Source organism: Streptomyces sp. NPDC094032, from assembly GCF_040303965.1.
Classification (GTDB): domain Bacteria; phylum Actinomycetota; class Actinomycetes; order Streptomycetales; family Streptomycetaceae; genus Streptomyces.
The window spans coordinates 231,269-252,489 of the sequence record NZ_JBEOUE010000003.1; the positions used below are offsets into that span (position 1 = coordinate 231,269).

The 21,221-nt window shown below is 68.5% G+C and carries 22 protein-coding genes and 3 pseudogenes; 16 read left to right on the forward strand and 9 right to left on the reverse strand.

Annotated features, from left to right (window positions below):
- Positions 1-214 precede the first annotated feature (214 nt).
- The 6 genes from ABTZ54_RS07320 (at position 215) to ABTZ54_RS07345 (ending at position 6,219) form a co-directional block, all read left to right on the forward strand.
- Positions 215-1,489, forward strand: a complete 1,275-nt coding sequence (locus ABTZ54_RS07320; protein WP_502997197.1) for a metallophosphoesterase — start codon at positions 215-217, stop codon at positions 1,487-1,489.
- A gap of 160 nt (positions 1,490-1,649) precedes the next feature.
- Complete coding sequence (locus ABTZ54_RS07325) at positions 1,650-2,444, forward strand: hypothetical protein (RefSeq protein WP_351658197.1); 795 nt, start codon at positions 1,650-1,652, stop codon at positions 2,442-2,444.
- A gap of 351 nt (positions 2,445-2,795) precedes the next feature.
- Positions 2,796-3,737 (forward strand): hypothetical protein, encoded by a 942-nt coding sequence (locus tag ABTZ54_RS07330; RefSeq protein ID WP_351658199.1) that lies wholly within the window; start codon positions 2,796-2,798, stop codon positions 3,735-3,737.
- Positions 3,738-3,895: 158 nt separating this feature from the next.
- The gene (locus ABTZ54_RS07335) at positions 3,896-4,624 is read left to right on the forward strand and encodes a hypothetical protein (protein WP_351658201.1); all 729 of its coding nucleotides are present in this window, start codon (positions 3,896-3,898) and stop codon (positions 4,622-4,624) included.
- A gap of 132 nt (positions 4,625-4,756) precedes the next feature.
- The gene (locus ABTZ54_RS07340; RefSeq protein WP_351658203.1) at positions 4,757-4,939 is read left to right on the forward strand and encodes a hypothetical protein; all 183 of its coding nucleotides are present in this window, start codon (positions 4,757-4,759) and stop codon (positions 4,937-4,939) included.
- Between the two features lie 311 nt (positions 4,940-5,250).
- Positions 5,251-6,219, forward strand: a complete 969-nt coding sequence (locus tag ABTZ54_RS07345) for a hypothetical protein (protein WP_351658205.1) — start codon at positions 5,251-5,253, stop codon at positions 6,217-6,219.
- A 331-nt stretch (positions 6,220-6,550) separates the two neighbouring features.
- Here the strand turns inward: ABTZ54_RS07345 and ABTZ54_RS07350 are convergent, their stop codons facing one another.
- Both ABTZ54_RS07350 and ABTZ54_RS07355 read right to left on the reverse strand, forming a co-directional pair.
- Positions 6,551-7,108 carry a hypothetical protein gene (locus ABTZ54_RS07350; protein WP_351658207.1) on the reverse strand — a complete coding sequence of 186 codons (558 nt, stop codon included), beginning with the start codon at positions 7,106-7,108 and terminating at the stop codon, positions 6,551-6,553.
- Between the two features lie 391 nt (positions 7,109-7,499).
- Positions 7,500-7,778 (reverse strand): annotated as a pseudogene (locus ABTZ54_RS07355) (replication initiator); the annotation flags it as partial.
- Positions 7,779-7,830: 52 nt separating this feature from the next.
- On the opposite strand from ABTZ54_RS07355, the pseudogene ABTZ54_RS07360 reads away from it, so the two are divergent.
- Positions 7,831-8,322: pseudogene (locus tag ABTZ54_RS07360) on the forward strand (XRE family transcriptional regulator); the annotation flags it as partial.
- Between the two features lie 3 nt (positions 8,323-8,325).
- Positions 8,326-8,592 (forward strand): annotated as a pseudogene (locus ABTZ54_RS07365) (NUDIX hydrolase); the annotation flags it as partial.
- Positions 8,593-8,703: 111 nt separating this feature from the next.
- Here the strand turns inward: ABTZ54_RS07365 and thiC are convergent.
- Entirely contained in the window at positions 8,704-10,494 is a 1,791-nt protein-coding gene (gene thiC / locus ABTZ54_RS07370) for a phosphomethylpyrimidine synthase ThiC (protein WP_351658209.1), read from the reverse strand.
- A 214-nt stretch (positions 10,495-10,708) separates the two neighbouring features.
- Here thiC and ABTZ54_RS07375 point away from each other — a divergent pair, with 214 nt between their 5' ends.
- Positions 10,709-12,127, forward strand: coding sequence for a YibE/F family protein (locus ABTZ54_RS07375; protein ID WP_351658210.1), 1,419 nt, complete (start codon positions 10,709-10,711; stop codon positions 12,125-12,127).
- A 46-nt stretch (positions 12,128-12,173) separates the two neighbouring features.
- Here ABTZ54_RS07375 and ABTZ54_RS07380 read toward each other — a convergent pair whose 3' ends face one another.
- From ABTZ54_RS07380 to ABTZ54_RS07395, 4 genes are all read right to left on the reverse strand, one after another.
- Positions 12,174-12,608, reverse strand: coding sequence for an SsgA family sporulation/cell division regulator (locus ABTZ54_RS07380; RefSeq protein WP_351658578.1), 435 nt, complete (start codon positions 12,606-12,608; stop codon positions 12,174-12,176).
- A gap of 137 nt (positions 12,609-12,745) precedes the next feature.
- Positions 12,746-13,516: an IclR family transcriptional regulator gene (locus ABTZ54_RS07385; protein ID WP_351658212.1), complete on the reverse strand. Its 771-nt coding sequence runs from the start codon at positions 13,514-13,516 to the stop codon at positions 12,746-12,748.
- 275 nt (positions 13,517-13,791) lie between these two features.
- Positions 13,792-14,004 carry a DUF5326 family protein gene (locus ABTZ54_RS07390; protein WP_351658580.1) on the reverse strand — a complete coding sequence of 71 codons (213 nt, stop codon included), beginning with the start codon at positions 14,002-14,004 and terminating at the stop codon, positions 13,792-13,794.
- A 219-nt stretch (positions 14,005-14,223) separates the two neighbouring features.
- On the reverse strand, positions 14,224-14,541 hold the full coding sequence (locus tag ABTZ54_RS07395) for a cupin domain-containing protein (protein ID WP_351658213.1): 318 nt from the start codon (positions 14,539-14,541) through the stop codon (positions 14,224-14,226).
- 50 nt (positions 14,542-14,591) lie between these two features.
- Between ABTZ54_RS07395 and ABTZ54_RS07400 the strand changes: the two genes are divergently transcribed.
- Genes ABTZ54_RS07400 through ABTZ54_RS07415 form a run of 4 tightly spaced genes read left to right on the forward strand, consistent with a single transcriptional unit; the run spans position 14,592 to position 17,211 of the window.
- A complete protein-coding gene (locus ABTZ54_RS07400) occupies positions 14,592-14,969 on the forward strand; it encodes a phage holin family protein (protein WP_351658215.1) in 378 nt (125 codons plus the stop codon).
- 9 nt (positions 14,970-14,978) lie between these two features.
- Positions 14,979-15,470 carry a low molecular weight protein-tyrosine-phosphatase gene (locus tag ABTZ54_RS07405; RefSeq protein ID WP_351658217.1) on the forward strand — a complete coding sequence of 164 codons (492 nt, stop codon included), beginning with the start codon at positions 14,979-14,981 and terminating at the stop codon, positions 15,468-15,470.
- 14 nt (positions 15,471-15,484) lie between these two features.
- A complete protein-coding gene (locus tag ABTZ54_RS07410; protein WP_351658581.1) occupies positions 15,485-16,696 on the forward strand; it encodes a cystathionine gamma-lyase in 1,212 nt (403 codons plus the stop codon).
- 35 nt (positions 16,697-16,731) lie between these two features.
- Positions 16,732-17,211: an NUDIX domain-containing protein gene (locus ABTZ54_RS07415; protein ID WP_351658219.1), complete on the forward strand. Its 480-nt coding sequence runs from the start codon at positions 16,732-16,734 to the stop codon at positions 17,209-17,211.
- 14 nt (positions 17,212-17,225) lie between these two features.
- Here the strand turns inward: ABTZ54_RS07415 and ABTZ54_RS07420 are convergent, their stop codons facing one another.
- Entirely contained in the window at positions 17,226-18,398 is a 1,173-nt protein-coding gene (locus tag ABTZ54_RS07420; protein WP_351658221.1) for a globin domain-containing protein, read from the reverse strand.
- Between the two features lie 116 nt (positions 18,399-18,514).
- A complete protein-coding gene (locus ABTZ54_RS07425; RefSeq protein WP_351658223.1) occupies positions 18,515-19,168 on the reverse strand; it encodes an HAD family hydrolase in 654 nt (217 codons plus the stop codon).
- A 77-nt stretch (positions 19,169-19,245) separates the two neighbouring features.
- Between ABTZ54_RS07425 and ABTZ54_RS07430 the strand changes: the two genes are divergently transcribed.
- From ABTZ54_RS07430 to ABTZ54_RS07440, 3 genes are all read left to right on the forward strand, one after another.
- Complete coding sequence (locus ABTZ54_RS07430; RefSeq protein ID WP_351658225.1) at positions 19,246-19,773, forward strand: DUF2269 domain-containing protein; 528 nt, start codon at positions 19,246-19,248, stop codon at positions 19,771-19,773.
- A gap of 5 nt (positions 19,774-19,778) precedes the next feature.
- Complete coding sequence (locus ABTZ54_RS07435) at positions 19,779-20,642, forward strand: GNAT family N-acetyltransferase (RefSeq protein WP_351658227.1); 864 nt, start codon at positions 19,779-19,781, stop codon at positions 20,640-20,642.
- Positions 20,643-20,754: 112 nt separating this feature from the next.
- Positions 20,755-21,213 (forward strand): MarR family winged helix-turn-helix transcriptional regulator, encoded by a 459-nt coding sequence (locus tag ABTZ54_RS07440; RefSeq protein ID WP_351658228.1) that lies wholly within the window; start codon positions 20,755-20,757, stop codon positions 21,211-21,213.
- Positions 21,214-21,221 lie beyond the last annotated feature (8 nt).

A 21,221-nucleotide genomic window follows, 5' to 3' on the forward strand; every position in this document is an offset into this window, starting at 1 on the left:
GGCAAAACCTCGGGGCGGCCCGGCCTCATCCCTGGCCTGGACCTTCCCAATTCGGGCGAAACAACCGGTGAACCCGGAGTGGACCCGGATTCACCACCCCTGGTGCGTCACACAGGAGGACCCTCATTCCTATGATGGGCGGACGACACCGCGGACCACCCCGACCAGACCGGTCCGCGATGTGCAGAGCATCGCGACGGTGGTGGAGGGGTCGATGACACAGGGGGCCGGGCAGGAACCCGTGGTGCGCACGGCGACGTTGCGTGACTTCCGTGTACCTCCGTACGCCCAGGTGCCCGTCCAGGGCACCTCGCCCGAGGCGTTCCCCGCCGACGCGCCGGCCGCCCCCGCGGCGCCCCCGGCACCCGCCGACGCCACCCTCCACCTGGTCGGCGGAGCCTTCGCGGCTCCCCCGGTGCCCGCCGCGCCTCCGGCCCCGGTGGCCCCTCCGGCCCCCGTGGCCGACCAGGGCGAGCCCTACGGCGACATGTCGGCCTCGTCCATCGTCGCCGTCGCCACCGGCCACCCCGGCAACGCGTATCCCGAGGGCGAGCCGCCCGAGGGCTACACCCCCACCGAGCGCGACCTCCCGGTCATCAACCGCGGCGACACCGTCCAGGTCCATGTCGCCCCCGTCCCGCAGCCCCTCGCGGCCACCGGCGACGGCCCCGGCCCGCTCTTCGTCGTCGGCGACGTCCACGGCTATCTGGACGAGCTCCTCGAAGCCCTGCGCGCCCAGGGCCTCATCGACGAGAACGGCGGCTGGGCCGCGGGCAACGCCCGCCTGTGGTTCCTCGGCGACTTCACCGACCGGGGCCCCGACGGCATCGGCGTCATCGACCTCGTGATGCGCCTCTCCGCCGAGGCCGCCGCCGCCGGCGGCTACTGCAAGGCCCTCATGGGCAACCACGAGCTGCTGCTCATCGGCGCCAAGCGGTTCGGCGACACACCCGTCAGCTCGGGCGCCGGCACCGCCACCTTCCAGGCCGCCTGGCTGCTCAACGGCGGGCAGAAACACGACATGGACCGCCTCCAGGACGTCCACCTCCAGTGGATGTCCCGGCTCGACGCCGTGGTGGAGGAGGACGACCACCTCCTGCTGCACTCGGACACCACCGCGTATCTGGAGTACGGCGGGACCATCGAGGACGTCAACGACACCGTCCACGAGATCCTCAACCGGGGCGACGCGGACGAGGTCTGGGACCTCTTCCGGAAGTTCACCAAGCGCTTCGCCTTCCGCGACGAAGCCGCGGGGCCCCTGGCCGTCCAGGAGCTGCTCGGCACCTACGGCGGCCGCCGGATCGTGCACGGTCACAGCCCCATCCCGTACCTCCTGGGCCAGGTCGGCACGGAGGACGGCGAGGAGGGCGAGCGCACGCCCGTCGAGGGTCCGCACGTCTACGCGGACGGTCTGGCCATCGCGATGGACGGCGGAGTGACCATGGCCGGAAAGCTGCTGGTCGTGCAACTCCCGCTGCCCGCCTGACGCATGACCGTACGCATCCGGGGAAGTCGATTTCCCGAAACACCCTGTCACCGCGTGCCGTAACCGCAATACCATCGGCTCATCCGTAGCAGGCTCTCCTCCGTTTCCGCCCGACCGGCCGCTCCACCAGGGCCGTTACGGCCCTACGGAGCATCGGGGGATGCACATGAACGTGGCTCCGCACCTGCTGACCGAGGACCGCGCCGAGTTCGAGCGCGTCCTCGACGAGGCACTGCGCACCGCGCACGACCGGCCGGAACTCGCCGAGCTCGGCGACCGGTTCACGACCGTACAGCTGCGCGAGATGGCGCTGAACGCGACAGCGCTGATCACGACGGCCGCCGCGGTCGAGTACGACCACTACGTCAAGGTCCGCGAACAGCTCCGCTCGGCGAGCGTCACCGGCGGCGGCGGTACGGGCGAGGCGCTGGGCGAGGCGGGCGGCGCGGGTGTCGTCGCGATCGTCACCGTCCTCGCCCCGATCCTCGCGGGCACCGCCGCCGTGCTGCTGCTCCTGGTCGGCGCGGTCCTGAAGATGCTCGATCCGCCGCCCGCCTTCGCCGACACCCTGCTGACCGCGGGCCTGATGTTCGGCGCCGTCGCCGCCGCGGGGCTGCTCTGCGCGGCCGTCGGCCTGCTCGTGACGGCCCTGCGCAACAGCGCCACCCAGGTACCGGCCGGGACACCGGACGACGAGCTGTCCCGGGCGAGACGGGCCTGGGGCCGCGCCCTCACGGACCGCGGCATCCTGCCCTTCCTCCGCGACGCCCTCGCCGCCCCGGCTCCCGCGCCCCTCCCGAAGCAGACGCCGCCGTCCGGCCGTATCCCCAAGGTCGGCTACAGCGGCCCGGACTTCACCAGCCCCGCCGACGGCCCCCCGCCCGCCCGCCCCACCTTCACGAGCCCGGACTTCACGAGCCCGGACTTCGGCCCCCCGGAACACCGCACGGAGTAGCGACGGGCCCCACGCGAAGGAGCCGGCTCGCGACTCCCCCCATGGGTCACGGGCCGGCCCCCTACGCCGTACGGGCTACTCCGCCAGCGGCAGGTACACCCGGGTCCACCCACCGACTCCGTCTCCACCGTCACGTCCTACGATGCCTCAGTCCTCCGGCAAATCCGGATCATCGTGCGGTAAGGGAATTCCATGGGCCTGTCCAGCCATGTCAGGAAGGCCGCCATGGGCGCGGCATCGATCTCCCTCCTCGCCGGGTGCACGGGGGAACAGAGCGGGGGCGGAGCCGCCGCGGAGAAGCCTGCCTCGGAAACAGCCGCGAAGAGACCCGCTTCCTGGACGGACCTGCCAGTGCGGACCGGCGCACAGGACATCGTCCACACGGACACCGACGACCGGTCGTACAACGCCAGGATCACGGTCAAGAGCCTGGTCAGAGGGTCGGAGGAGGACATGCGTGGGGCGCGCGTGGACGAGGAGCTGAAGGGCATGGTCCCCCACTACCTCACCTTCGAGGTCACCAACACCGCCCGGAAAGAGATGCCGGCCGCCTACATGGTGGACAGCGACTTCGCCCTGAACCGCACCGACTGGGCGCGCGGGGAGGAGGTCTACGTCAGCGGCGGCAAACCGGGCGGGGGCGACCTTCCCTGCGCGGACACCGCGCCGAAGACGCTGGCGCCCGGCGACTCGTACACAACCTGCGTGACCTACGCGCTGCCCAAGGGCGTCGGCGTCCTGTCACTGACGCACAACGCAGACGGCTTCCTCGACGAGGGCGGCGCGGTCGCCACCTGGCCCGTCGAGGGCGGCGTCAAGGCAGCGTCCGCCGGGCTGACAGAGCCGGGGGACATCGTCCGCGTCCGGTGGGACGGCGGCGAGGACGGCGTCCTCGAACTGCCCGCCACGCTGACATCCGTACGCCGAGGCAAGGCTGCCGACCTCGCGAACCTGGACCTCGACCTCAACGAGAACGAGCGGCGCGGCGTCCCGTACTACGTGTCGGTCACCTACACCAACACCGGGCCGAAGGACCTCTACACCAATCAGGCCGACCGCGTCCGGCTGCTCACCGAGGGCGGTCGGCAGATACCGGGGAAGACCCCCTTCGTCCCCGACACGGGGATCCCCGGCTGTCCGTCCGACTGGGTCGCCCGGATGATCCCGCCGGGCGACAGCGTGACGGAGTGCAGCATCCACCTGGTGACGGACGAAAGTGACAAGCCGTTCGCGGTGGGTTTCGCGGAGGCGGGCCGGTCGGGACTGGCGACCTGGCGAGCTCCCCTCCGCTGAAACGGCAGGGTCAGCCGGCGGAATCCGCCAGCAGCTCCCCCCATGGTGTGCAGCAGTACCCGCCAAGGAGCGCCGATCCGTGATCGGATACCCCTTGGTCTCAGTCTGCTCACGCGACTAGCTTCGTCTCCTCAGCCACATCTGTCCCTGGGGGGCTCATGCAACCGCGCACGACACGGCTGACGGCACCGGCCTCATCAGCAGCAGTCATCGGACTGCTGTTCCTCGCTTCGGCGTGCGCCCCGCCGCAGGATCCGAAGGCCGCCGCAGGAACAGCGTCGGCCACCCCTTCGGCCAAGGCCCCGGCAAGGCCGCTGACGACGGCCAGTCTCAAGGGCCTCGCGTTCAAGGACGGAGAGGTCCCGCAAGCGTACGAGCCCATCGAGGTGCAGGAACCCCAGCCGGAGGGAAGCGGGCGTTCCTTCCCTCCTGTATCCGTACCTGCCTGCCAGCCACTCGTCGATGTCCGCACCGGCAAGGGTTCATCTGCTCACGTCTTCCAGATCTTCAACTGGAAGGAGAACCTCATGGGCGGCGGCTCGACACTCGCCTCCTACGAGAGTGACCAGGCTCAACAGCGCTTCGCGGAACTCAAACAGGCCCTCTCCACCTGCCGTTCCTACGAGGGCGAGGGCTACGTCGGACCGTTCAAGGCGACGGTGACGACGGAGACACCCCCACGGGTCGGCGATGAGGCGGTGGCCTTCAGGGAGATCATCCCCATGGGGCCGGAACAGCCGGGAGATCGCAACGAGCAGTTCATCGTGGTCCGCACGGGGAACGCCATCGCCACGTTCTCCGAGCTCAGCGTAGGCAAGGGCCTGTCGTTCCCCAGCGAGCTGATCAGCCGGCAGGTGGAACGGCTACAGAACGCTCAGCGCTCCTAATGACAGGCTCAACGGCCGACCGACGCCCCCCGGTGGTCGTCGGCCGACCGCATCCGCCGAGTCAGTCCGCCAGCGGCAGGTACACCCGGTTGCCGGCCGCCGCGACGCGCGCCCCAGGCGAAGAACAAGGCGTTGAAGGCGGAAGTCGAGTCCGCCGAGGCCGACATCGCCGCATCGTTCCAGAACAAGACTCTGACGCAGAAGCGCAAGGCCATAATTGATGCGCTCGTGGCCGTTGTGGCCGTCCCCGGCGGCAAGGGGACCAAGGTGTTCGACTACCAGCTACTCAAGCCTGTGTGGCGCACTTCCGAGTGAAGACGCTATCCATAAGAGGGCGGGATGCCGCCGGCCATGACCTCACGACAGCCCCGAACGCCGTGACCGGTATTCATCGTTGCAGTAGTTCCGCAAATCAGCTACCCCTACCTGCAACCCGCTCGCTACCTGCAGAGGTACCTCACTACCCGTTCACCGAAAGTCGCTCCGGTTCGCCTTTGCATAGAGAAAATTTTCAGCCATCTTGCCGCACCAACACCCCACGAACTTGTCTCGTGTGCAACTATCACCCCGAAAATCAACTCACGAAACATGGGGGGAAGTTGCTAAGAGGAATCAGGACTCCGATAGTGGTTGCAGCCACCTGCCTGGCACTACTCCCGGCGTCCAATGCATTCGCCGGAGAGTCTGGGGCAGAAGTAATTCCGGAGATCGTATCCGACGAACAGTACCTCGCTGACGGAAACGTGGATCCGAAGACAATTGATCCAATCACTGAGGCTTCCCCGGCGGCTGGATCTGGAGTTGACACGTTCACTTCGCTGCTGAGCGAGGTCTCAGGGATGTCGGCAGAAAGCATCCCAGTTGCAGAAAATTACGGGGAGCTTGGCCAGACCCTCGTGGTTGATCTGGTTTCCGAGCTCGGCGACCAGGTTTCGGTAACCCGGACCACAGCAAAGACGGATATCCCGCAAAGCACTCTCTCGGACGATGGGGCGCAGAGGTCGCTTTCCGTGCTGCCAAACGGATCGCAACTGATGACGTCACTTCATCCTGAGACTGGAGCAATGGTCTCCACGCTGTCTCGAAAAGGACAGCTCACGGTCTGGAACGCCCTGAATGCGACGACTGGAGATGATCTGCCTAGGATCATTCAGTGGGCGAAAGAGGTAGATTCAAGGCAGCCGGAAGCAGTCGAGGTGCAAACCGTACCAGCTGCCGCACAGTCTGCACTCGTCGGGACTCAGGCGGCTGCAGCCGCCCCCTCGTGCTATCTCACAATCAACAGACCGTATACGCAATCCGGACGCGTAGAAGTCAGTAACCGTCTACTCTGCAACCAAAACGGGCGCATCAAGCTGGACAGCTCAATTGAGCAGTATCGGGGCCTTGGAATCTGGGTCAGCAAAGCGAAGAATGCGGACCAGAAGGAAAACATCTCCTACATCTGGGTCACCGCATCCTGGAAATGCGCTGCAGGGACAGGCAACCAGCTCTACCGCACTCGCATCGTTCAGCGATCCCTGAGAAACAGCAACGGGGTCTGGTATGAGACCCACGGCATCATGGGGCCGCAAGCGCGCCTTACCTGTGGCTAACAGGAACTAGCCCACCCCTAGAGCACATCGTGGACGGCACGGAATCGGCGCATCATTCTCTCTGCCGATTCCGCGCCTTCCGCATCTGCCGCCTTGACCATTCAAATCCAATCAGGAATCCCAGCCCAGCCCCCGCGGGAGCAAGCCATGTCTCTTGACCGGGATTATAAATAAAATCAGAAACTGCAATTGAGATCACCAACGTTACACCAGCGATAGCGAGCCACCCAAGCCCGATTACGATCATCGCGAGGGAACTGACGCTCTTACCAGACATAAAGCAGCCTCCCTTAGGTCGGCGAAGCAGTATAAGCAACGCCTTTCATCACTCTCACCACCCATCATGAAATCGATCGCGATCGAACGATGATTCCATCGGGGATATTTCACCTGCCGCACCTTTACCTCCAGAGACGCTCTCAGTTTTCACCCCCCAACCCTCGGAAAGTAGTGGAAGTACGGTCATCGCAACCCCCGCCCCAAGCGCGGGTATCGCGACCCAGGTCAAAAAGGCCAGAACGGCAACGAGTGTAGAAGCGGGCGGGAAACCGCCTCCCCCGGCGACCGCATATAGCATCCGAAGGGTCGCTATGGTAGCCCCACAGAGAAATAGACCAAAGAGGAGGATGAGTAGAGGTCTCGGGCGCCAGAGAAACAGTCTGCGAAAAAGCAGGACGAGCAGAAATGCAATGCCCCCCAACGTCAAACCAATAATCCCTGACGGAATAATCACATCCCCAAAAATTCCATAGGCGAAAGCATTCGCTACCCGCGAGTTTTGATTCGCGAGAATTAAGGCTACCGATGGAATGCTCGCGAGAAAATGAGCAGATGTAGATAGAGCCACTGATACGACTGCACTGCCGAACAGGCGTGTCGAAAGATCCACCTACTACCTCCCCGATCAGGGCTGCTGTTGGCAGCATCCTAAGTGGTGGGATCCGCACGTCCAGGAGGTTCAGGCCATCCCGCCTCCATCCCTGCAGCGACAGCTAGGTGTGACGCTGGTAGTCAGCGGCCAAGAAATGCCCAGGCAGTGCGGGTCATACAGGGTTCAGGCGGTGTACGAATCCTTTCCAGGTATCCGAAAAAGGCCGCCTGTCACGCTGACGATGCTCACGCCCGCGTAGCGGGCTTCCAAGTGAGGCGGATGCCCAGTACCGTGCCGATACTCTTGAGCTGGGCGTCACTCAGCGGCGGGGCCTCGTCCACGCACTTCCGGATCCAACGTTCCCTGACCTCACCCGCCAGGGAACGCACCAGCTTCTCCGCGACCGTGATCACTGCCAGGGCTTCCCTTCTGTCTTGAGGCGTTCGGCATGGGCGGACCTGTTTGGCGAGGAGTTCCTCACCGGGGCGGTAGCCGGAGGCGACGTAGGCCCAGGAGGATTCGGTGACGAGGGTCGTGTTCTCGTCAGGGGCCGGGTGGCCGGCACGGACGCGGGCTGCCTCGGCCTGGGCGGTGCGCCAGGCACGGCGACGTCACGGAGCGCGCCGAGGGTGGTCGAGTAGGCGCGGGACTTGGTGGAGAAGTAGCCACGGAAGCCGAGCATGTGGGCCGTCCCAAGGATCAGGGGGAGACTCGTGCCGAACGAGAGGCTTCGTGCCGTCATGACGGACGGAGGCTGGACGTGCGCCACCCTCGCGGAAAGGGTCGACGTGGACCCCAAGTCCGTTGAGCGATGGATCAACCTCGGCCGTACGCCACGCCGCGTCACAGCCATGCGGGCGGCAGAGACCCTAGGAGAAGACGTGCACGCACTCTGGCCAGCCCTCCGGCAGGCGCGCACGGCGCGAGCCCGGAGCTCGTGGCGCTCTACGACCAGCGGGCGGACATCCCCGTGTCCGCCTTCGTGGACATGCTGACGCAGGCCCGCGAGCACATCGACGTGTGGTGTACGCCGCCGTCTTCTTGCATGAGGCGTATCCCGCCTCAACGAGCTCTCGCGGGAGCGAGCCGCAGACGGCTATTCGGTCCGGATCGCGGTGGGCGACGCCGCGAGTGAGAACGTTCGGGCTCGCGGCCAGGAGGAGAAGTTCGGCCACGGCATCGAGTCGCTCTGTCAACTAGCACTCATGCACTACTGGCCCCTGATCGGCGTGCACGAGACCGGCCTCGATGTGGAGGTCACGGGACTTCTCGGGACGTACACCGACCCGAAGCACACCATCGCTAAAGGATGGCGAGGTACGCCGGCAGTTCAACGTCTGCTTCAGCGCGCGGATCATCGGCGGAGAACTGGCGATCTCCGCCGAGTCGAGGAGCTGCGGCTCGTCCGGCCAGACGAGCTGGACGAACTACCGATGCACCACACGCAGCGAGTCAGGCTCCGCCACTTCATGGAGCACCGCGAGCAGCCCTATCTCGGCTGACCCCATCTGCATGTGCTGGTGGACGCTCCAATGCCAAAAGATCAGTTCGCAGAACGACGAAGGCTGACCGACGCCCCCCGGAATGCCGTCGGTCAGCCTCATCTGCCCAAGTCAGTCAGTCAGTGGGAGGTAGACGCGGTTTCCGGAAGCCGCAAACTCCTTCGACTTCTCCAGCATCCCGGCCTCGATCTCCTCCGGGGTGGCGTCCGCGTCGCCGCCGAACCGCTCTGTGATGCTTCTACTGATCTTCATCGAGCAGAACTTCGGCCCGCACATCGAGCAGAAGTGGGCCGTCTTCGCGGGCTCCGCCGGCAGCGTCTCGTCGTGGAACTCGCGGGCGGTGTCCGGGTCGAGGGCCAGGTTGAACTGGTCCTCCCAGCGGAACTCGAAGCGCGCGTCCGACAGGGCGTCGTCCCACTCCTGCGCGCCCGGGTGGCCCTTGGCCAGGTCCGCCGCGTGGGCGGCGATCTTGTACGTGATGACGCCGGTCTTCACGTCGTCCTTGTTCGGCAGGCCCAGGTGCTCCTTGGGCGTCACGTAGCAGAGCATCGCCGTGCCCCACCAGGCGATCATCGCCGCGCCGATGCCCGAGGTGATGTGGTCGTAGGCGGGCGCCACATCGGTGGTGAGCGGGCCGAGCGTGTAGAACGGCGCCTCCTCGCAGATCTCCTGCTGGAGGTCGATGTTCTCCTTGATCTTGTGCATCGGGACATGACCCGGGCCCTCGATCATGGTCTGCACGTTGTGCCGCTTGGCGATGGTGTTGAGCTCGCCGAGCGTCTTCAGCTCGGCGAACTGTGCCGCGTCGTTGGCGTCCGCGATCGAGCCGGGCCGCAGCCCGTCGCCGAGCGAGTACGTGACGTCGTACGTCGCGAGGATCTCGCAGAGCTCCTCGAAGTTCGTGTAGAGGAAGTTCTCCTTGTGGTGCGCGAGGCACCAGGCGGCCATGATCGAGCCGCCGCGCGAGACGATGCCGGTCTTGCGGCGGGCGGTCAGCGGCACGTACGGCAGCAGCACGCCGGCGTGCACCGTCATGTAGTCGACGCCCTGCTCGGCCTGCTCGACGACCGTGTCCTTGTAGATCTCCCAGGTCAGCTCCTCGGCCCGGCCGTCGACCTTCTCCAGGGCCTGGTAGAGCGGCACGGTGCCGATCGGCACGGGGGAGTTGCGCAGCACCCACTCGCGGGTGGTGTGGATGTTGCGGCCGGTGGACAGGTCCATGACCGTGTCGGCGCCCCACTTGGTCGCCCACGTCATCTTCTCCACCTCCTCCTCGATGGAGGAGGTGACCGCGGAGTTGCCGATGTTCGCGTTGACCTTCACCAGGAACCGCTTGCCGATGATCATCGGCTCGATCTCCGGGTGGTTGACGTTCGCCGGCAGCACCGCGCGGCCCGCCGCGATCTCCTCCCGTACGACCTCGGGGGAGACGTTCTCGCGGATCGCGACGTACTCCATCTCCGGGGTGATCTCGCCCCGGCGGGCGTACGCGAGCTGCGTCACCGCCTGGCCCTCGCGGCCCCTGCGGGGCAGCCGCGGCCGGCCGGGGAAGACGGCGTCGAGGTTCTTGAGGCCGCCGCCGCGCGGCGAGGTGTGCTTGATGCCGTCGTCCTCGGGGCGGACCGGGCGGCCCGCGTACTCCTCTGTGTCCCCGCGCGCGATGATCCAGTTCTCGCGCAGCGGCGCGAGCCCGCGCCGGACGTCGGTCTCGACGGTGGGGTCGGTGTACGGGCCGGACGTGTCGTACAGCGTCACGTCCTTGCCGTTGGTGAGGTGCACCTGACGGACGGGCACCCGGAGGTCGGGGCGGGAGCCCTCGACGTATCCCTTGTGCCAGCCCGGCGTGCGCTCCTGCGGGCCGTTCTGGTCGGAGGCAGGCGTGCGTGCATCCTGAATGGTCATGAGACCGAATCTCCCTACGCCGGCATTACCCGGTAACAGGTTCGGCGGTCGGCGCAGCCTCCTCCCGTACGTACGTCCAGTACGCGCGTACGGTGATCAGCGCCCTCTCAGCCCGGTGCTCCGAGCTCCCGCGTGTGCAAAGGTGTCACCACGCTAGCGCCCTCCCTGGCGTGCTGAACAGTGGGTCCCCTCGCGTTCTTGCGATGATCGGTCGGTGACTTCCACGCAACAGACCCCCGATCCGCACGGTCCCGGCGGCCATGAAGGACACGACGGCCACGACGGTCACGACGGTCACGGCCACGACGACGGAGGGAACGGAGGGGGCGGAGGCCACGGCGGAAACCACGGCGGAGGCCACGGCCACACGCACAGCCACGGGCCGGCCGCACCCGTCTCGCGTCATCTGCGCAAGGTCATCGCCGCGGTCCTGATCCCCTTCGGCGCCGCCGTCCTGATCGGTCTCGCGGTGCTGTGGCCGGGCGGCGCCCCGGCGCACGAGCGCACCGGGGTCGGCTTCGACCGGCAGACCGAGCAGGGCAGGGTCGTCGCCGTCGACCACGTCGACTGCAAAGACGTGAACGCCGCCCAGGTCCCGCCGACCGGCGACACCTCCACCCCCGAGGGGCGCGAGGCGGTCAACGGGCAGCGCGGGCAGTGCGAGAAGGCGACGATCGAGGTCACCTCCGGTCCGAACAAGGGCCGGACCTTCACCGAGATCGTGCAGCCGGACGCCCCGCGGCAGCTCCACGAGGGCCAGGGCGTGGTCGTCTCGTACGCGCCCGACGCACCGCACGACCTCCAGTACTCGGTCACGGACGTGAACCGGAAGCTGCCGCTGGCCGTGCTGGCCGGCATCTTCGCGCTGGTGGTGGTCGCCGTGGGCAGGATGCGCGGCGTGATGGCGCTGATCGCGCTCGCCGTGAGCTTCCTGGTGCTGACCTTCTTCATCCTCCCGGCGATCCTCCAGGGCTCCAATCCCCTGGTGGTCGCCATCGTCGGAGCGAGCGCGATCATGCTCATCGCGCTCTACATGTGCCACGGTCTTTCCGCCCGGACCTCGGTGGCGGTGCTCGGCACGCTGGTCTCGCTGCTGCTGATCGGGCTGTTCGGCTCGCTCTTCATCGGCTGGGCCTCGCTCACCGGCAACACCGACGACAACACGGGCCTCATCCATGGCCTGTACCCGAACATCGACATGTCCGGTCTGCTGCTCGCGAGCGTCATCATCGGCTCGCTCGGCGTGCTCGACGACGTGACGGTCACCCAGACCTCGGCGGTCTGGGAGCTGCACCAGGCCGATCCGCGGATGGGGCCGCGGGCCCTCTACCGGGCCGGCATCCGGATCGGCCGCGACCACATCGCGTCGGTCGTGAACACCCTGGTCCTCGCGTACGCCGGCGCCGCCCTGCCGCTGCTGCTGCTCTTCTCGATCGCCCAGAGCAGCGTGGGGACGGTGGCCAACAGCGAGCTGGTCGCGGAGGAGATCGTCCGCACGCTGATCGGCTCGATCGGCCTGGTGGCCTCGGTGCCGGTCACCACCGTCCTCGCGGCGCTCGTGGTCTCCGCCGACCGGCCGGGGGCCGCGGCGCGGCGTCCGGCCAGGGGCGGACGCCGCCGTCGCGCCAAGTGACCGACGGTCCCGGGGAGTACGGGGCCCGAGCCGGCCTCCGTACCCCTCAGCCGGCGTTCTCCTCCGCCAGGATCCGGCCGAGTTCCGCTTCCAGGTGGACCTCGAAATCACCGAGGGTCCGTTCCTGACCGAGCGGGACCAGCTTGTCCGTACGGTCGAGGAAGGCGACGAGCGGCGGCGCGCTCGCCCGGAACAGGGCCCGGTCGGCGCCGACCTGGAGCCGGATGATCACGTCGGAGAGCCCGTCCGGGTCGGTCGGCGCGATGTGCACATCGCCGTCCCCGCTGGGCCTGTTGATCCCGTCGAGCAGCAGTTCCCGGCCGAACGCCCAGGTCACCGGCGCGTCTCCGGGAAGGTGGAAGGTCATCCGCACCGCATAGGGGTCACGGGCCTCGTATCGCAGTTCCACCGGGATCCTGAAGGACAGCTCCTCGGAGACGAGGAAGCTCATCAGGACTTCGGCCTGAACCGTCTCTCGCATCATGTACCCCGCAGTAGACGAAGCAGTTGTGTAAACACGCTGCTGAAAGCTGTGGTCGAAACGGCCAGGAATGATCCCCCATGGCCCTCTTGACGCAATCGTGCTGTAAGCGCTAGCAGATCACAAGGAGTGATTTTTCAGATACTGATAGAGAACGCGAGCGAGCTGAAGAGCCCTCCGATCTCATTCTGTAGCTGAGCGATCGCAGGTAGCAACCGTTCTTCCTGGTGAAGGGGTACGGAAATGGCCATCGTGGCCGCCGTGGACCCCGCGGTGATCGGGATGGCGGCACAGACCGTGCCGAGCGCATATTCCTGACGCTCCACCAGGGGTTCCATTCGCCCTATTCCACCCAAACGGTCCAAAAGGGCATGGCGATTACGCACCGTATACGGCGTGATGGCATCCACCGGGTGGCGGTCCAGGTGGTCTTGACGGCTCTTCAGATCGAGTTGACTCAGCAGGCACTGCCCGATGGCGTGCGCGTGGCCGGTCTCCCGGAAGTCGGCCCACTCCTCGACCGCGGGGGCCGAGGGGGTGTCGGCGACGGCGACGAGCTCGATCTCGCCTTCGCGGTAGATAGCGAAGTAGACGGGCACGCCGATGGCGTCCCGCCAGTGCGCGAGAGAGTCTTCGATCTTGGTGCGACGATTCTGCAGAACTCCGCCGCCGACCAGACGGCCGGCGGCGTCGCCGAAGACGAACACACCCTTCTCACGACGCAGATAGCCCTCATGCGTCAGGGTGCGGAGCAGGTGGTACGCGGTGGGAAGCGGGAGCCCCGCTTCGCGGGCGAGCTGTTTGGCGGGCGCTCCGTCCTCATGGGAGCCCACGGCCTCCAGTAGTCTCAGCGCCCGCTGTACCGATCCGATCAGGGTAGGAGCAGCGGTCTGCGAAGCCGTGGCCAAAGGTCACCCCCAGGCGAGTGACGGATGGGTCGCATCCGCCCGCGGGGGCCGCCCCCGCGCGCCCACCGCGACCTGGGACCATCGGGTCCGAAATCGGACCCTCCGGACACAGGGTCGACCACGCCGGTCGATGCGCAGGTCTACGCCTGTTGCTCCTGGGGCGGCAGAGGTTTCCACTCTAATGGCAGGCCCGTCGGCCGCGGCTGGTTTCCACCTGTGCGTTCCCTCGGCCGGGCTAATCCCGACCGTTGGCCTGAACTCGTGAGTAACTCGTGTTACCAGTCCTCGCGGGAGCCGGAGGACGAGGTGAACTTCCGTACGACGTAGATCAGGCCACCGACGAGCGCCACGAACACGAGCAGCTTGAAGAGCAGTCCGACCACGAAGGTCAGGACGCTGGTGATCAGTCCGCCGAAGACGACGAGGGCGAGGACGGGTATGGCGACCCACTTCACCCACCACGGCATCCCCGCGAGAATCTCCTTCACCGCCATTGCGCTTACCTCATCTCCCGAAGAGTCCGGTCCCGCGGGATCCGTCCGGACCCCGGGGGCTGTCGGCGTTCCTCGCGTCCTCCGCGTTAGCCGCGTTCTCCGCGTGCTCTGCGTTCTCCGCCGCCGACACTCTCGATGCTAGGCGCGCGACCCAAGCGAGCGGGGGCCCCGTGGCCCCCGCTCTTCCCTGATCCGACCCCTAGGGGGTGCGGGTCAGGACTCCGGCGGCGAGAAGACCACCATGACCCGCAGGTCCTCGGTGATGTGGTGGAACTTGTGCGGCACCCCGGCCGGCACATAGACGACGCTGCCCCGCGCCACCGGGGTCGTCTCCTCCCCGACCGTGATCGCGGCCCGCCCGCTCACCACGAAGTAGACCTCGTCCTGGCCGTGCGGCTGCTGCGGGTCGAGCTGCCCCGCGTCGAGCGCGTACAGCCCGACGGACATGTTCCGCTCCCGCAGGAACTGGAGGTACGCGCCGTCGTTGGCGGCGCGCTCCGCCTCCAGCTCGTCCAGTCGGAATGCCTTCATGGTTCGTTCGCCCCTGCCTTGGCTCGATCATGTCTGCCACGATCTGACACATGAAGAATTTCGTAGTCAAGACGCTCGCGAACGCGGGGGCCCTGGCCGTGGCCATCTGGCTGCTCCAGGACATCACCCTGACCGGCACCAGCACCGCGAAGAAGGCCTGGACCCTGATCCTGGTCGCCCTCGTCTTCGGCCTGGTCAACTTCCTGGTGAAGCCGATCGTGAAGCTGTTCACGCTGCCGCTGTTCATCCTGACGCTCGGACTGATCACCCTGGTCGTCAACGCGCTGATGCTGCTGCTGACGTCCTGGCTGGCCGACCAGTTCGGCCTGGAGTTCCACGTGGAGGGCTTCTGGACCGCCGTCCTGGGCGGCCTGATCATCTCCGTCGTCTCCTGGGCGCTGAACGTCGTCCTCCCCGACGGCGACTGAGCGCCCGCCATGACGTACCGCGTCTGCTTCGTCTGCACGGGCAACATCTGCCGTTCGCCGATGGCCGAGCACGTCTTCCGCGCCCGGGTGGCCGAGGCCGGTCTGGCCGACACGGTCGTCGTGGACAGCGCCGGCACCGGCGGCTGGCACGAGGGCGACGGCGCCGACCCGCGCACCGTCGCTGTACTGGAAGAGCACGGATACGGTTCCGCGCACTCCGCCCGCCAGTTCCGCGCCTCCTGGTTCCCGGCACTCGACCTGGTGATCGCCCTCGACGAGGGGCATCTGCGCGAGCTGCGCCGGCTGGCCCCGACCCCGGAGGACGCCGCGAAGATACGGCTGCTGCGCTCCTACGACCCCGGCGCGGGCGCCGAGCTCGACGTACCCGACCCCTATTACGGCGGCCGGGAGGGGTTCGAGGAGTGCCTGGACATGGTGGAGACCGCGAGCGAGGGACTGCTCGCCGCGGTGCGCGACGAGGTGGAGGAACGGACCCGATGAGCGGGACGAGCGGCATGAGCGGGACGAGCGACGGCGCAGGGACCTGGGCCGGGGAGTCCGGGGAGCCCGGCCGGATCGGCGACGGGACGCGGGTGGTGCGGGCCGGGCTGCCGGAGCCGGTGAAGTACGAACCCACCCTGCCCGGGCCCGTCTTCGCCGCCCACTTCCACCTGCCCGGCGACCCCACCGGCCCCTACACCTACGGCCGTGACGAGAACCCCACCTGGACCCTCCTGGAACGCGCCATCGGCGAACTGGAGGCCCCGGGGGAGACCGGGATCGAGACCCTGGTCTTCGCCTCGGGGATGGCCGCCGTCTCCGCCGTCGCGCTCTCCCAACTGCGCGCCGGTGACGCCGTGGTCTTCCCCGACGACGCCTACCAGGCGCTGCCGCTGCTGCACGAGCAACTGCGGGCGTACGGCATCGAGATCCGCACCGCGCCGACCCGCGGCGACGCCCAGCTCACCGTCCTGGACGGGGCGAAGCTGCTGTGGCTCGAAACGCCGTCCAACCCCGGGCTCGACGTCTGCGACGTGCGCCGCATGGTGCGCGCCGCCCACGAGGCCGGAGCCCTGGTCGCGGTCGACAACACCCTGGCCACCCCGCTCGGCCAGCGGCCCCTGGAGCTGGGCGCCGACTTCTCCGTCGCCAGCGACACCAAGGGCATGACCGGGCACGGCGACATCCTGCTCGGCCACGTCAGCTGCCGCGATCCGCTCCGGGCCGCCGAGGTACGGCGCTGGCGGAAGATCGTGGGAGCCATCCCGGGCCCCATGGAGGCCTGGCTCGCCCACCGCTCGCTGGCCACCCTCCAGTTGCGCCTCGACCGGCAGTGCGCCACCGCGCTGACCCTCGCCGAGGCCCTCCTCGCCCACCGGGACGTGACCGGACTGCGTCATCCGGGGCTGCCCGGCGACCCTTCGCACGAGGTGGCCGCCCGGCAGATGCGGCGCTTCGGCTCCGTCGTCTCCTTCGTCCTGCCGGACCGCGCGTGGGCGGACCGCTTCCTGGACGCGCTGCGGCTCGTGGACGACGCCACCAGCTTCGGCGGGATCCGGTCGACCGCCGAGCGGCGCGGCCGGTGGGGCGGGGACGCCGTGCCCGAGGGCTTCGTCCGCTTCTCCGTGGGCGCGGAGGACCCGGAGGACCTGATCGCCGACGTCCTCCAGGCCCTCGAGACCGCTGCCAAGGGAGCCGGACAAGAGGAAGGGGCGGGGGGCTGGTGAGTTTCAGGACACCTGGGACGGGCCATTTTCTTCCCATGACCGAACGACCCGTGGTCAAGCGCACCGCACGCGCCATCCTGCTCGACGGGGACGACCTGATCCTCATCAAGCGCACGAAGCCCGGAGTGGATCCGTACTGGGTGACGCCCGGCGGCGGGGTCGAGTCCTCGGACCCGACCGTCGTCCAGGCCCTGCACCGCGAGGTGTACGAGGAGCTCGGCGCGAAGATCACCGACGTGGTGCCCTGTTTCGTCGACACCGTCGAGCACATCGTCGACGGCGGGGTCTCCGGCGTGAAGGTGCAGCACTTCTTCGTCTGCCGGCTGGAGTCCATGGACACCTCGCTGCGGCACGGCCCCGAGATCGAGGAGCCGTTGGGCGAGTACGAGATCGTCCGTGTGCCCTTCAGCCGGGTCGGCATCGCCGCCGTGCACCTGGTGCCGCTCTCCCTGCGCCACTATCTGGACGGCAACATCGAGGGCGTCCGCGCGATGCACGCGCCCGACCTGGGCTAGGGCCCGTCAGGCCGCTAGCCCTGCGGGACCAGCTCCGTCAGGAAGTCGTGGCGGATCCGGTCGGTGGGGATGCCGACGCCCCGCAGGGCGTCCACCCCGCTCCGGATCATGCCGAGCGGCCCCGACAGATAGGCGTCGTACTCGGCCCACGGCCCGTACTGGCGCACGGCGTCCGGGAGCCTTCCCTGGTCCTCGGTGACGGGCCGGACGGCCAGCCAGGGGAAGGTCTTCTGGAGCCGCAGCATCGTGTCGATGTCGTAGAGGTCATGGCCGCTGCGAGCGCCGTAGAAGACCTCCACACGCCGCCGGTCCCCGTGCTCCGCCACGTCCTCGACCAGGGCCTTGATCGGGGCGATCCCGGTGCCCCCGCCCAGACAGAGCAGCCCGCTGTCGCTGGAGTGGTCGACGGTCATCGACCCGGCGGGCGGTCCGAGGCGCAGGACGTCCCCGGGGCGGGCGCGGTGGACCAGGGCGTTGGACACCCAGCCGGCCGGCACCGCCTTGACGTGCAGGGTGAGCAGCCCGTCCGGGCGGGGCGCCGAGGCGAAGGAGTAGTGCCGCCAGATCCGCGGCCACCAGGGCGTCTCCAGGCTCGTGTACTGCCCGGCGAGGAACGGGTACGGCTGGTCGGGCCGCAGGGTGAGCACGGCGATGTCCGGGGTCCGCAGGTCGTGCGAGACCACCTCGGCCTGCCACCAGGCCGGCGCGTGCTGCTCGTCCTCCGCCGCCGCGTCGATCATGATCTGCGAGATCGTCGTGTACGTGCGGACCCAGGCCGCCTCGGTCTCCTCGTCCCAGACGTCCGCGTACCGCGTCAGGGCGCCGATCAGGGCCTCGCCGACCGCCGGGTAGTGGGCGGGCTGGGTGCCGTACTTGCGGTGCCCCCGGCCGAGGTTGCGGAGGTACTCCGTGAGGACGGGCACGTCGTCCATGTGCTCGGCCGCGGTGAGCAGCGCCTTGAGCAGCCGGTCGCGCTGGGTGTCCATGGCGGCCGGGAACAGCGCCCGCAGGTCGGGCTGGTGGGTGAAGAGCAGCGCGTAGAAGTACGAGGTCACCCGGTCGGCGACCGGGGCGATCTCGGCCATGGTGCGGCGCACCAGCACCGCGTCCGGCGAGGGCGCGTCGCTCTCGTCCGGGGGTATTCGGGGCGGTGACGCGTCCGTGGCCGTAGCCAGAGCATCCGTCATGTCCTCGCCTCCCCGCAGCCGACCTCCTTGGTCGCCTTCCGTGGTCGCAGGATGACACTCCGGCGCAGAGCTCGGGCAGAAAGCGGAATTCCTGGCCGATCACCCCCCTTCGGCGACTAGGCTGCGCTCTTTCGCACCAGTGCGTACGCCTCGCGCAGGTCCGCTCCCGTGTAGCTGTGCCGGGCGAGACCCGCGAGATGGTGGTCCGCGTTCACGGCCACCGTCTCGGGCACGACCGCGAAGAGCTCCGCGTCGGACATCGAGTCCCCGTACGCCACGCACGCGTCCAGCGGGACCCCGAAGCGCGCGCAGAGCTCCTTGGCGATCCGCACCTTCGCCGACGCGTCGAGGATCCCGGGCCGGTGGATCGGCTCCGTGAACGGCACGGACGGCCAGCGCGAACCATGGGCCGCGTCCGCTCCCCAGGCCAGCAGCCGCTCGACGAAGAAGTCCGGCGACAGCGAGATGACCGCGCAGTGGCCGCCCTCGGCACGGATCCGCGCCCAGACCTCCTGGATGCCCGCCAGCCAGGGCGCCTCCTCGAAGGCCGCCGTCACCTGCTCCGGAGTGAGCTCCGACCAGAGCGCCCGCGCCCGCACCGCGAACTCGTCGGGGGTGAGGCCGTGCAGCAGGAAGCCCTGTTCCAGCTCCGCGATCTCCTTGCTCAGCCCGAGCTGGCGCGAGATCTCCACCGCGGCCGCCGATCCACGGATGAGCGTGCCGTCGAGGTCGAAGAGATGGAGCCTGCGGCTGCCGCTGAGGGTCGTCATGTACGCCGAGGCTAGTACGGCCGGTTACTCCCCCGGTCAGACGCGGGAGACCTCGCCCGGACGGCACCGTGTTTCACGTGAAACATCTCCGTCGGCCCGCACGGCGGGCGCTCCTCGTCGTCCATGTCTCCGTCTCCGTGGCCTGGCTCGGCCTCAGCCTGGGCCTGCTGGTCCTCGGCATCACCGCGTACACGACCCAGGACCCGTCCCTCACGGAAGCGGCCTACCGTGCCATGAAGGTGTTCGCGGACTGGCTCCTGGCCCCGGTCGCGCTGCTGACGCTGGGCAGCGGCCTGGTGCTCTCGCTGGGCACGCCCTGGGGGCTGGCCCGGCATCGATGGGTCTGGATCAAGTTCTGGATCACCCTGGCCACGGCCACCGCCACGATCTTCGCGCTCCGCCCGGAGATCGCCCACGCGGCGGCGGCCGGTGTGCCGGACCTCAGCCTCGTCGCGGCGCCCACGGTTTCCACCGCCGCCTATCTCTTCATGACCGCGATCTCGGTGCTCAAGCCCTGGGGTCCGACCCGACGCGGGCGCCGCCTGCGGGTGGCGGCCCGTTCGGGTAAAGCGGTGGACGCGCCCGCGCCGCTTCGGAGAGCCTGAACCCCATGTCTTCCTCACACCCCGCGCTCGATCAGCTCCCCATCCGGCGTCTCACCCCGGAGGACGTCCTCGCCTGTGCCGACCTCTGCGAAGACCGGGGATGGCAGCGCGAGGAGCACAAGTGGGGTCTGCTGCTCACCGCGGGCACCGGGTACGGCATCGACGACCCGTCCGGGAAGGGGCTGGTGACCGTCTGCGTGGTCACCTCGTACGGACCGGGTCTCGCCGCCATCGGCATGGTCCTGGTCTCCTCGCGCTACGCCCGCCAGGGCGTCGGACGCCGGCTGATGCGCCATGTGATCGCCGAGGCGGGGGACACCCCGCTGACCCTCTACGCCACCGCTTTCGGGCAGCCGCTCTACGAGGAGCTGGGTTTCGCCGACGTCGGCCGCGCGGAGATGCTGAACGGGCACTTCACCCTCACCGAACCGGCCCCCGCCCTGCCGGTCCGCCCCGCGACCGCGGAGGACCTCCCAGCGGTCCTGCGGCTCGACAACGAGATCTTCGGCGTCGACCGCACCGCGATGATCACCCGCCTGCCGGCCTTCGCCGACCAGCTGCGGGTCGCGGAACAGGACGGCGAGATCACCGGCTTCGCCGCGCTCTGGCCCAACATGGACACCCATGTCATCGGCCCGCTGATCGCCCGCGACGCCGCCACCGCACAGGCCCTGGTCGCCTCGCTGGCAGCTTCCTCGGACCGCCGGCTGCGCACGGACGTCGACACCCGGCACACCGCGCTGACGACCTGGCTGAAGGCGAACGGCCTGGAGCAGATCGCCGAGACGACCGTCATGATCCGCTCGCTCCCCGACCTCCCGGGCGACTGGCGCCGCCGCTTCGCGCCGCTCACCGTCGCGGCGGGGTAGCCCCGCCGAGCCCCCACGGGCCATTACTTGCACACGCGGATCTTTTCGCTCCCTCCACTACCCTGGTACGCAGCCGCTCCGGCCGAGCAGACCGAGGAAGCGAGGAGAGACCATGACCGCGACGGACCCCGCGCTGACGGCCCTGTCCCAGGGCTGGTGCGCCCTCTCGCTGCTGCACGGCAGGATCGAGTCGCACATCGAGCGGGCCCTGGAGTCCGGGCACGGTCTCAGCGTGCGCGAGTACTCGCTCCTCGACGTTCTCAGCCGCCAGCACGACGGCCCGGGCGGACACCTCCAGATGAAGCAGGTCGCCGACGCCGTCGTGCTCAGCCAGAGCGCCACCACCCGGCTCGTCACCCGGCTGGAGGACCGCGGGCTGCTCACCCGCTATCTGTGCGCCACCGACCGGCGCGGCATCTACACCGATGTCACCGAGGCCGGCCGCACGCTCCTCGACGAGGCCCGGCCCACCAACGACGGCGCCCTGCGCGAGGCCCTGGACGCGGCGGCCGAGAACCCGGAGCTGGCCCCGCTGGTCCGGGTCGTCGAGAGCCTCGGCGTTCCCGCCTGACCCGCCGG